Origin of the sequence: Amycolatopsis sp. NPDC098790 (genome assembly GCF_044759945.1) — a bacterium.
Taxonomy (GTDB): Bacteria; Actinomycetota; Actinomycetes; order Mycobacteriales; family Pseudonocardiaceae; genus Amycolatopsis.
This window is the reverse complement of record NZ_JBIWAI010000008.1, coordinates 361,992-373,398: the sequence shown is the minus strand read 5'-3', so window position 1 is coordinate 373,398 and position 11,407 is coordinate 361,992. Positions and strand designations below refer to the sequence as shown.

The window sequence follows — 11,407 nt, the reverse complement described above, 5'->3', positions numbered from 1 at the left end:
GCCGGATGTTCGATACGGCCGCGACCATTCCTCTCAGTGATTTCACTGGGGCACAGCTGGGGCAAACCCCCTGGTACAACTGCACTAAACGACACACAGTTGCCAACAACCGCATTCAACCGCATCATTTGACTAGGCGATTCTCTATCGCCGCAGGTCAGGGTCATGATCGACCCTCACTGGCAGTGAGGGGGTCGGGGGTTCGAGTCCCCTTAGCTCCACAATGACGAAACACCGCCCACCGGATCCAAAAGATCCAGGTAGGGCGGTTTTTCGTTTGTACCGGATCTTGAGTCGGACCGTCGGCAGCCGAGTTGAGCGCCTTGACCTCACCTCCGGCCCAGCCGGCAGGGCTGAGCCGGCAAGGCGGCGAGTGGACGCTCGACCGTGCGCAGGGCCCGAGGCCGGCGCCGGGGTCACGACGTCACTGCGAGGCCCTCCGGTTCACTGCCGACCGGCACGGTTGCCACTACCGTGTTCGTTGCGATGTCGATCACCGACATCGATCCCGAAGCCGAGTTCGTGACGAAGACGTAGCTGCTGTCGGGGGCCGCCGCTACGCCTTCGGGTTCGTCCTGGACCTGGATCGTCACCGGGGGGTTGCGGCCCAGCAGGGACACCGTGTCGGAGCCTGCGTTGGCGACGTAGACCTGCCCGCGCGGGGTCACCCCGACCCCCATCGGCACCTCCCCGACCGGCTGCGTCGTCATCAACGACGGACCGGAGGCGCTGATGGCGTTGACGCTGTTCGCGCCGGTTGCCGCGACGTAGACGCGGTCGCCCGCCGGGCTGGTCGCGATTCCGGCCGGAAAGCGGCCCACGGGCAGCGTGGCCACGACCTGGTTCGACCCGGCGTCGATGACCGACACCGAGGCCGAGCCGTTGTTGGTCACGTACACCCGACGCCCGTCCGGGCTGGCGGCCGGGCTGTGCGGGAACCGGCCGACCGGGATCTGCCGCACCACGGTGTTCTTCGCGGTGTCGATCACGGATACGGTGTCGGCCCCGAAGTTCGTCACGTAGGCGTGCGAGCCGGCGACCGCGACGCCGAACGGGTGCAGGCCCACCGGAACCGTGGCCAGGGTGGAATACGTGCGGGCGTCGATCACCGAGACGGTGTCGGAGAGCTCGTTGGTGACGTACACGCGGTCCCCGCCGGGCGCCGCGCCCACGCCCACCGGCGACCGGCCCACCCGGACGGTGGCGACCACCTCCTGCATCCGGGTGTCGTACACGGTGACGTTGTCGGAACCGCTGTTCGCCACGAACACCTGCACCCGCGCGGGGTAGGCGTGCGCGTCCGGGCAGCCGGAAGCGAAGACGAGCAGCAGCGCCGCCAGCACTCCGCCGGCACGCCCGGTGCGGGGCCGCCGCCGGCGCGGAACTGTCGCCGCGTCATGGCCGAATGACATTGTTCTCTCCGGTTCAGCAGGCAACCGTGCCTTGTTCGAGAATGAAGGCTTTTCGGATCTCTTGATCGGACGCCTTCGGGGAAGCCGGTCGGCGAAGCGCTTGTGGCGCGCCGTTCCCGGCCGGGATCACGCTATCCGACGGCCGGGCGAAGCTGCCACCGGAACAAGATCATGATCGCCTTGACGAGTGAACACGGCGGCGGAAAGCTTTGATGGCCCGCATAAACCTTTTCAACCCGTCCGTGTGTCACCGAGGCCGAGGAAACGGTGTGCACCGCGATTTCAGGCGAATTTCCGGCGATTTCCCGCATTGCGTGATGCGCTGCCGCCGGACGGCCGTGAGCCCCGGCCGGTGGACGGCCGGGCCTGCCGACGCCGCTGCGACAATCCTGACGCGGGCGCTCGCTCGATCGAGTGACCAGGGCGTTGACGGCGGAACTGAGCGCGGCGGGCCTGGTCCGGGAAGTGTCGCAGACGGACCATCGCCACCAGGGCCGCCCGTCGCCCGTTGTGCGGCCGGAGACCCGGCGTTTCCACGTATTGGCGTTCGACGTCGCGGTGGACCGGCTGGTCGCCGCCCGGATCGGCCTCGGCGGTGTCGTCCTGGACCGCGAAGTCGCCGCCCGGCGCCGGTCCGGAGTCGATCTCGACCACGTGGTCACGACGCTCGCGGAGCTCGGCCGTCAGCTGACCGAGGCGGCGCCGCCGACGTCGGCTTGCGTGGGGCTGGGGGCCTCGTACTGCGGAATGATCCGTCCCGGCGACGGGACCGTCCGGTTCGGTTCCGACCTCGGCTGGGTCGACCAGGCGTTCGGCGCCGAACTGGCCCGCCGGCTGGGGCTGGGGCTGGGGCTGCGGGTGCCGGTGGGAAACGAGGCGCATCTCGGAGCGCTCGCGGAGCACCTTCGCGGGGCCGGCGTGGGGGTGCAGAACCTGGTCTACCTGCACGGCGACGTCGGCGTGGGTGGCGGGATCATCGTCGGCGGCACGGTGCTCGACGGCGACGCGGGGTACGGCTGCGAGCTGGGCCACATGGTCGTCAACCCGCACGGCGGGCGACCTTGTGGCTGCGGCTCCAGCGGGTGCCTGGAGGCGGAAGCCGGTGAACGGGCCCTGCTGGACGCCGCACACCGGCCGCCGGAGGTCTTCGGTCGCGACGCCGTGCGGGCGGTGGCCGACGACGCTGCCGCGGGCGATGCCGGCGCTCGCGACGCGCTCGACTACGTCGGGGATTGGGTGTACTACCGCGAGTACGTGGTCGCGTCGCGCGCAACGTGCTGCCGGTGGCGAAGGAAGAAGTGCGCTCGAGTGTGTCGGCTCTCGGGACGACGCCACCCTGATCGGCGCCGGCGAGCTGGGATTCGAGCGGCTGCTGCACGATCCGTTGCGCGAACTGCCGCGGGTTTCGCCGACCGCTCGGTGATCCGGACGCGGCGTGTCCTCCGTGTCGTCGATCAAACCTCTTCCCTCGCCAGCCGCTGGGCCGCACGCCCGATGGCCGTCTCGACCGCGGCCACCCGGTCGGCCAGGAGGCCCACCGCGCCGACCGCTCGGCTAAGCGGATCCTCGCCGTCTCCGCCCAATGCCTGTTCACGCAGGTATGCGGCTTTGACGTCGGCCCACCGCTCGGCCTGCGAAGGGGACAGCCTGCCCCGCAACTCGGCCAGCTTGAGGAGGTTGGCCTCGGCGCCCGAGGTCAGCGTCTGGGCCTCGCCTGCGTAGTGGTCGTCGATCAGGGCCTCGAGCTCCGTGTCGTTCATCGCCGGCACTATGCGCTCGGCGAGCTTGTTCATGTTGCGGTACGACCCCTGCAGCTGGAACGGCGGCTCGGTGCGCGAGGCGTCCGCCTGGGCCGCCGAGGCGATGTACGCCCGGTTGTTCGCCAGCACGGTTCGCTGCACCCGCAGGAGTTTCCGGAGCACCGACAGCACCTGCTCCAGCTCCGTGGCCGAGTACGCGTGCGAAAGCTGGTCGGCGCGCACGGAACCGTCGCCGCGGGCCATCCGGACCAGGACGTCCACATCGGACCGCTCCCGGGACACGAGTGGCGCCAGCACGGCGTTCGACGTCAGTGCGTTCTCGATGTAGCTCAGCGCGAACAGCTCTTCCTTGCCGGACAGCACGTCGCCGAGGTTCCAGACGTCCGCGCGGTTGGCGAGCATGTCCGGGATGCGGAACCGCTTGCCCTGCTCGGTGTACGGGTTGCCCGCCATGCACACCGCGAACCGCTTGCCGCGCAGGTCATATGTTCGTGTGCGACCCTCCCACACGCCCTCCATCCGCCGCTGCGCGTCGCACAGGGAGATGAACTTCTGCAGCAGTTCCGGGGACGTGTGCTGGATGTCGTCGAGGTACAGCAGCACGTTGTTGCCCTGCTCCAGCGCGAACGAGATCTTTTCGACCTCCTGCCGCGCGGTTGCGTTGGGCGCGTCGGCCGGGTCGACCGAGGTGACGTCGTGGCCGAGCGCCGGGCCGTTGACTTTCACGAAGACCAGCCCGAGGCGGCTGGCGACGTACTCCATCAGCGTCGTCTTGCCGTACCCCGGCGGCGAGATGAGCAGCAGCAGACCGGACTGGTCGGTGCGCTTGGCGTCGCCGGCCGCACCGAGCTGCTTGGCCAGGTTGTCGCCGATCAGCGGCAGGTAGACCTCGTCGAGCAGCCGGTTCCGCACGAAGGCGCTCATCACCTTCGGCTTGTACTCCTCCAACCGGAGCCGGTCGCGTTCGGCGGCCACGAGCTCGTTGCGCAGCCGCTGGTACGCGCGGAAACCCGGCACGCGGTCGCGGCGGAAGCGGTGCGTCCTGGCGAGCGTCTCGTCGAGCCGGACCGTCACCGATCGGCCGGTCAGCCGCGGGTGCGCGCCGAGCAGACCGTCCACAGTGGCCGTCAGCGTCGCCGACGAGTCGTACCGAGGCAGGTCGCACAGCTCGATCGCGACGGCTTCGGGCAGCTCGTCGGCCGGCAGCCCGGCTGCATCCACAAAGGACCTCAGCCACGCATCGGCGAGCTGGTAGCGGTCCGCCAGGTCGTCGAGGGAGCCCAGGTCTTCGGCGAAGCTACGCCGGTCGAGGCGGAACTTGTCCAGCACCGCCCGCGCGCCACCGCTGGTGACGAACCCCGGCTGGGCGACGGCGATCTCCTCGACCAAGTACTCCCCGGCGAACTCGGTGTCGAGCCCCAGCCCGCCGGTGAACGCCCTGATCGCGTCGCCCAGTTCCCGTGCCAGCTCGTCCAGCGCGGGAGCAGAACCGAACGCCTCCCGCACCCGCGCGAGCGAAGCGGCCCGCGTCGTCCAAGCAGCGCGCGCACGCTCGTCGGCGCCGAACGCCCAGAACAGCTGGGCCGCCGCCCGGGCCGCGGGCGGGTAGCGCAGCAGCCCGGCCGCGGACCGCAGCCGCAGCAGGGCCGCCAGGATCGCGGCGGCGTCGTGGTCGTGCACCCCGCGGGCGTACCCCTCGTCGTACCGCTCCCCAGCCACGCTCCGGACGACTTCCAGGAGGTCGGCTTCGACCAGCTCGGCCGCCGGCCGTTCGGCGAGGATCGACGTCGCGAGGTACTCGGCCCGGTAGACCTCCGGCGACTCCGAAACCAGCAGCTGGTCCCAGTACGGCCGCGTCGCCTCGAACGCGGCGTCACGCACCGCGGCCCGGTAGTCGGTGCCGGTGATCGCGAACTTCATCGAGCCGTCGTGCGGCACCAGCGTCAGGTCGATGTCCTGGGTGTTGACGGCGAAGGTGTTGCGGCCCAGGCGGATCGTCTCGCCGCCGTCGCCGTAGAGGTCGAGCCGGTCGCGCAGGGCCCGGCCGGCCTCCTGGCGGGCGGCCTTCACCCGGCCTTCCAGCTCCTCGGCCCGCACCTGGTCGCCGAGCGCCCGCAGGTCCTCGACGACGGTACGGAGCTTCGAGACCATCGGGTCGGCCGCGAAGTAGGTGTTGATCTCTTCCGCCGAGCCGAGCGAACCGACCCGGCGCGTCACGCTGCCGAGGATCCGGTCGGCGGAGGAAACCAGCCTGTCCGCCCGGCGCGCCCGTTCGTCCAGCAGGGCCTGTTTGCGCGAAGAAAACGCCTCGTAGACGTCGGTGCGCTTCTCGCCGAGCGAGGTCAGGAAGTCGTCGAACTCCCCGAACCGCGATTCGAGGTTCTCCAGCTGCAGCAGCAGCCGGCCCAGCTGCTCGTCGCAGCGCTCGGGCGTGTCCGCGACCGCGAGCCCGCCCGTGATGGCCTGCGCGAGCAGCGCGAACTCGGCCGCGAACTCCGCGCGGCCTTCGGTCTCCAGGAGTTCCTTGCGGCGCGCGTCGAGGGTGGCCCGCGCGCGGTTGACCGCGCCGATCACCTCGCCGACGCGCTCCAGGATCTTCGTCCGGACGACGGCGTCGGCGATGTCCAGCCCGCCCACGACGTCGGTCAGGACCTCCAGGCCGGCGGACTGCTCGTCGAGCCGCTCGGCGACCGAGCCGGCCTCGGCGACCGTCTTGATCGCACCCGCCGCGGCGATCAGCCCGTCCACTTCGGCGTGGTAGCCGGTGAACGCCTCCTCGCCCTGCAGGAACCGCACGGCCCGTTGCGCGGCCTCGGAAAACTCCGTGTCCAAACCGGTGATCAGCTCGTCCACGCGGGCGGTGTCGGCGTACCGCAGCTCCCGCACGGTGACCAGGCGCCCGCGCGCCCGGTGCATTTCGGCCAGGCGCAGCACCCACGCGTCCGCCGCGTTCAGCGCCTCACCCCGCACGCGCCGCACGAGCGACGCGGTGTCGGCCGCCGCGGTGTCGACGGCTTCGGCCGCCTGCGCGGTGAGCGAGGTGACCGTTTCGAACTCGTCCAGCACCTGCTCGGCGGTGACGCGGACGTCGGACAGCGGCGAGCGCAGGTCGCCCAGCTCCGTCTCGCCGAGCCAGTGGTAGTGGTCGAAAACCCGCGCGCAGGCGGCGATCAGCGCCTCGAACACCGCCGCCGACGGCGCCATTTCCCCGATCATCCTGGTGATCGACAGGCAGTCCGAAATCCCGCGGACGAGGTCGGGGTTCCCGACCCGCTCCAGTGGCCCGGTCCCGGCCGGCTGCGACGCGGCGTAGGTGTCGGACTGGAACGGCGTCCGCCACACCTGCATCGGGTGGACCCTGCTCGGTTCGTCGGACAACGCGCGGAAGAGGATCATCGTGCCGTCGTCGAACAGCGAGTACCCGTGGCACGGGATCGGGTTGGCGACCTCCTTGCGGATCACGTTGTACGGCAACAGGAGTGAACGCCCCTCGGCCCGCGCGTGGAAGACGTAGAGCACGTCCTCGCCGTTGGGCGAGCGGATCACGCGCTCGAACTCTAGACCGTCCACAGTGGTGTCGAACGTCTTGCTGACGCCGGTGTCGAGGTAGTAGCCGCCGGGGAAGATGATGCCGTGGTCCTCCGGGAGGCGCTGGCACGCCTGCCCGATGCCGTCGAGCCGCACGACGTCCTGGGTGCGCGTGTTGAACACCAGGTACCGGTACTCGGTTTCCTTGTACGGCAGCATGCGCAACAGGATCAGCGGGCCGATCCGGGCGTAGGCGACCTCCGCGTCGGCGAGGCTCTGCAGCGGCTCGTCCACCGGCTCGGCGTACACGCCGGCGCCGGTCTCGGTGTTGTTCTCGACCTTGACCGTCAGGTTGCCGCCGACGGTCTCGACGAACACCTCGTTCTCGATCGAGATGTGCGGGTGCCGGCCCAGGACGTGGTCCTCGCGGGTCGTCTCGACCCACTCGAAGTCGTGCGACGGCGGGAAGATGTGGTCCCGCTCGCCACGACTGTCCAAGTAGGACACCGTGCCGTCGGCCGCGACGGCCCAGCGCAGCACCCGGATGTCCTCGGTGCGCGGGCCGATCTGGAACACCGCGAGCAGCTTCCCGTCCAGCCGGCGCAGCTGCAGCAGCTTCGCCTGCCGGTAGTACCGGTACAGCTCGCCGAAGTCCCGCCCGAACTGCTCGTCCCGCAGCAGTTCGGGCAGCTCGTCGGCACTGACGTCGTCGAAGCGGAACGCGTCTTCGTCGCGGCTGAACCGCTGCAGTGAGAAGACGTCGTCGATCGCCGTCTCGGGCTTCAATCCGATGAAGACGTTGTAGCCGAACAACATCCGGCCGTCGACGGCGACGATGTCCCGGGGCACGCAGTTGTTGGCGGTGCGGATGCGTTCGGTGCCGACCAGCGCGAGCTGCGCGCTGCCGAACACCTCCAGCCGCCGCAGGTTCAGCTCGTCCGCGCGTTTCGCCAGCTCGGCGGCCTGGGCGGCCAGCCGGACGCGGAGCACGTCATAGGTGCCCGCGTCCAGCTCCGTTGCGGCCGCCGTCACTGCTTCGCGGCGACGACGGTGGCGACCGACGTCTCGGCGAGGCCGAGCTGCTGCGCCGTGGTCATCAGCTGACGGAGCTTGTCGCTGTCCGGCCCGCCGGCCTGCAGCTGCTTCGCCAGGAAGGCCGACAGCGTCAGGTTCTTCACGTCCTCGGTGCTCACCGCGCCGATCAGCTTGGCGAGGTCGTCGGTGAAGCTGGCCGAGCCGTCGAGGTACGGCCGGGCGAGTCCGGCGACGACGTCGGAGTGCTGCACGAAGCCGTCGACGCTCTTGCCGAGGCCGATCGAGCCGACGATCCGGTCGAAGAACGCGGTTTCCCCGCCGACGATGTCGATGTCCGCCTTCTCCAGGCCGGCGCTGAGCACGACCGCCTGCGCTTCGGCGACGTTCCGCTGCACGTCGAGCGCGGCCAGCCGGATCTCCTTCTCGGCGTCCAGCCGCAGCCGGTACTCCTCGTGCTCGCGGCTCGCGCTGTCGAGCGCGGCCAGCGCGGCGGCCTTCTCGGTCAACCCCTCGGCTTCACCCTTCAGCTTGTCGCGCAACGCTTCGGCGATCACGACGGCCTTCTCGCGCTCGACGATCGCCTCGGCGCGGCCGACCTTCTCCAGTGCGACGGCGTCGCGCTCCCGCACCTGCGCCGCGGCGAGCCCGGCGGCGGCCTCCTCGGCCTGGATGCCCTCGGCGAGCCGGATCTTGCCCCGCGTCTCCAGCTCGGCGGCCTGCTGGCGCGCCTCGGCGAGGGTCAGCTCCTCGCGGGCCTTGAACTTGGCGGCCTGCTCCGCGGCCTCGGCGGCCTTGATGCCCTTGACCAGGTTCTCCTGGGCTTCGGCCTCGGCGCGGATGACGACCGCCTCGCGGGTGCGCTGGGCCTCCTCGACCACGCGCAGCTTCTTGATGTTCTCTTCCTGCTCGGCGACGGTCTTCTCGACGGCGATCCGCTCGCGGATCACCTCGGCGATCGACCGCTTCTCGGTTTCGAGTTCCTTGTCCTTCGCGATCCGGGACAGCTCGGTCTCGCGCTCGCGGCCGATCACTTCGAGCAGGCGGTCCTTCTCGATCCGCTCGGACTCGATGGCGATGACGCGTTCGCGGTTCTTGCCGGCGACCTCGATCTCCCGCTGCTGGTTCTGCTGCTGGATGCCGAGCTGTTCGTCGGTGCGCAGCTGCGCGGCCTGGGACTTGAGCCGCTCCTCCGCCTGCACCTTCGCGATTTCGGCTTCTTCGCGCGCCCGCATGGTCTCGACTTCGCGGCGCTGCTTGATTTCCGCGTCGGCCTGGCGTCGTTCCAGCTCGAGGATCGCTTCACGCGCGTCCACGTTCTGGCGCGTGATCTCCTTTTCCTCGTGACGGCGGAACTCGTTGGTGCGCACGTGCTCGATCGCCGTCAGCTCGGTGATCTTGCGGATGCCCTGCGCGTCCAGGATGTTCGCCGCGTCGAGCGACGCCATCGGGGTCTGCTCGAGGTAGTCGATCGCCGCGTCTTCCAGGCTGTAACCGTTGAGGTCGGTGCCGATGACGCGGATGATCTGGTCGCGGAACTCGTTGCGCTTGGTGTAGAGGTCGACGAAGTCCAGTTGCTTGCCGACGGTCTTCAGCGCCTCGGAGAACTTGGCGTTGAACAGTTCTTGCAGGGTTCCCTGGTCGCTCGCGCGTTCGGTGCCGATCGCCTGCGCGACCTTCACCACGTCCTCGACGGTCTTGTTGACCCGGACGAAGAAGGAGATCCGGATGTCCGCGCGGATGTTGTCGCGGCAGATCAGGCCTTCCTGGCCGGTGCGTTCGATGTCGATCGTCTTCACCGAGATGTCCATGACCTCGGACTTGTGCAGCACGGGCAGCACGACCGCGCCGGTGAAGGTGACGTCGACCTTGCGCACCTTGGAGATGATCAGTGCCTTGCCCTGCGGCACCTTGCGGAACAGCCGGCTCACGACGAACAGCAGCACCAGGACGATCAGGACCACGACGGCGATCAACACGCCGGCCCCCAGGCCGATGGCATCCATTCCAGTTCAGTCCTTTTCTGCTTCGAGTTCCAGGGGGCTGACCCAGAAGAACTCACCCGCGGAGTCGTAGTCGTAGAGGACAACGCGGCTGCCCACGCCGAGGTTGCCTTCGCCCGCCAGTCGAATTTGGACGATCGCCGACGAGCCGTCGGCCGCGGCGGCTTCGGCCTGCCCGAAGTCCTCGGTGACGCTCGACGTCCGCACGACGGCGACCCGGCCGACGAAGTCCTGCCGCGTCGGTTCGGCCCCGGCGAAGACCCGGCGCAACGGCACGATGACCAGCCGGGTCCCGAGCGCCCCGCCGACGAGCGCGGCCAGGAGCACCACGAAGCCGAGCAGAACCCGCAGGGCCGCACCTTCGATGAGGACCGTGCCGACGAGGCTGAGGAACCAGCTGAAGGCGACGAGCAGCGACAGCGAGATGGACAGCGGGACGCCGCCGAAGAAGCCGATGTCGCCGTCTTCGACATCGAGGACGCCGAGCAGGGCCAGCCCCCAGTAGCCGATCACGACGACCAGCAGGAAGCTGAAGAGCACGGCAGGAAAAGCCAAAGCCGCGGACACGAACCCGCTCATCGTTTCCTTCCCCCAAGGACGGGCCCGGCAGCGCGAGGCCCTGGCCAGCGACTATATCCGGCGCGCGGGAGAGCGGGCGAACAATTCGGACACGAAGCGGTCACGCGCGAGTCCGCTTGAACGTGACACTTCGCTTGCGGGTGATCACGTCTCGTCAATGCATGCGATCCCCGCTCGCGTCGGCGATGCTGTGGGGGTGGAGTACGTGTCCAGAGTGCCGCGGCCGCCGCTGGACGGGCTGGTCGACGACCTCTACTACCTGGCGGGTTCGCCGCCGTACGCTCGGCTGGTGCTGCCGCCGGCGCCGGCCGCCTTGCTCATCTTCAACCTCGGGGCACCGTTTCGCATTCGCGCCGGCGCGGATCTCGAGACGGCCGAGTACGTCGACGGCTGTGTGATCACCATGCGCACCCGCGCGTTGGAGTTCGGCTACCCGCTTCCGACCCGGTCCGTCGGGGTGCACGTCAAGCCGTGGGGGCTTGCGCCGTTCCTGGCGATGCCCGCGGCCGAGCTGTGTGACCGGCCGGTCACCGTCGAGCAGGTTTGGGGCCGGCGCGCCAGTGCCGAGCTGCGAGACCGGCTCGCGACGGCCGGCGGACCGGAAGAGATGCTGACGCTGCTCGAGGACGAGCTGCTGCGGCGGCTGGGCGAGGCCGCCGGCCTCGGGCTGGTCCGCCACACGAGCGGCCTCATCGCCGCGGCGGGCGGGGCGGTCGCGATCGGCGACCTGAGCGCGGCGGCCGGTGTCAGCAGCACTCATCTGGCACAGCGGTTCAAGGAACTCGTCGGCGTCACGCCGAAGCGGCTGGCCCGCACCTACCGCTTCGCCGGCTCCGTCTTCGCGATCGACCCCGCCGGACCGGTCGACTGGGGCGGCCTCGCCGGTGGCGCCGGCTACTTCGACCAGGCCCACTTCGGCCATGAGTTCCGGGCGTTCACCGGGCTCACGCCGACCCGGTACGTCGAAGTCCGGCGACGGTTCCTGCGCGAACACCCCGGCCACGTCCTGGACGGCTGGTCGCTGCCCGCCGATTGATTTCTTACAAGAGCGACGGCGCACGGCAGGCTAATTTGGGCACTCCGAAGCAGAGGA

The 11,407-nt window shown here is 69.7% G+C and carries 5 protein-coding genes and 1 pseudogene; 2 read left to right on the top strand and 4 right to left on the bottom strand.

Annotated elements, in window-relative coordinates; all coding sequences use genetic code 11:
- Window positions 1-416: 416 nt before the first annotated feature.
- Window positions 417-1,412 carry a beta-propeller fold lactonase family protein gene (locus tag ACIQWX_RS45110; RefSeq protein ID WP_400884980.1) on the bottom strand — a complete coding sequence of 332 codons (996 nt, stop codon included), beginning with the start codon at window positions 1,410-1,412 and terminating at the stop codon, window positions 417-419.
- A gap of 414 nt (window positions 1,413-1,826) precedes the next feature.
- On the opposite strand from ACIQWX_RS45110, the pseudogene ACIQWX_RS45105 reads away from it, so the two are divergent.
- Window positions 1,827-2,588: pseudogene (locus ACIQWX_RS45105) on the top strand (ROK family protein); the annotation flags it as partial.
- 278 nt (window positions 2,589-2,866) lie between these two features.
- On the opposite strand, the gene ACIQWX_RS45100 reads toward ACIQWX_RS45105, so the two are convergent.
- Genes ACIQWX_RS45100 through ACIQWX_RS45090 form a run of 3 tightly spaced genes read right to left on the bottom strand, consistent with a single transcriptional unit; the run spans window position 2,867 to window position 10,314 of the window.
- Window positions 2,867-7,732, bottom strand: a complete 4,866-nt coding sequence (locus ACIQWX_RS45100) for a DNA repair ATPase (protein WP_400884977.1) — start codon at window positions 7,730-7,732, stop codon at window positions 2,867-2,869.
- Window positions 7,729-9,738, bottom strand: coding sequence for a flotillin family protein (locus tag ACIQWX_RS45095; RefSeq protein ID WP_400884974.1), 2,010 nt, complete (start codon window positions 9,736-9,738; stop codon window positions 7,729-7,731). The genes ACIQWX_RS45100 and ACIQWX_RS45095 overlap by 4 nt, the downstream gene beginning before the upstream one ends.
- A gap of 6 nt (window positions 9,739-9,744) precedes the next feature.
- Window positions 9,745-10,314 carry a hypothetical protein gene (locus tag ACIQWX_RS45090; protein WP_400884971.1) on the bottom strand — a complete coding sequence of 190 codons (570 nt, stop codon included), beginning with the start codon at window positions 10,312-10,314 and terminating at the stop codon, window positions 9,745-9,747.
- 214 nt (window positions 10,315-10,528) lie between these two features.
- On the opposite strand from ACIQWX_RS45090, the gene ACIQWX_RS45085 reads away from it, so the two are divergent.
- Window positions 10,529-11,350, top strand: a complete 822-nt coding sequence (locus ACIQWX_RS45085; protein ID WP_400885353.1) for a helix-turn-helix domain-containing protein — start codon at window positions 10,529-10,531, stop codon at window positions 11,348-11,350.
- Window positions 11,351-11,407: the final 57 nt, after the last annotated feature.

Bases quoted from the DNA above. Each gene is read 5' to 3' on its own strand.
- ACIQWX_RS45110 (WP_400884980.1), bottom strand. From the start codon at position 1,412: ATGTCATTCGGCCATGACGCGGCGACAGTTCCGCGCCGGCGGCGGCCC.
- ACIQWX_RS45095 (WP_400884974.1), bottom strand. From the start codon at position 9,738: ATGGATGCCATCGGCCTGGGGGCCGGCGTGTTGATCGCCGTCGTGGTC.
- ACIQWX_RS45090 (WP_400884971.1), bottom strand. From the start codon at position 10,314: ATGAGCGGGTTCGTGTCCGCGGCTTTGGCTTTTCCTGCCGTGCTCTTC.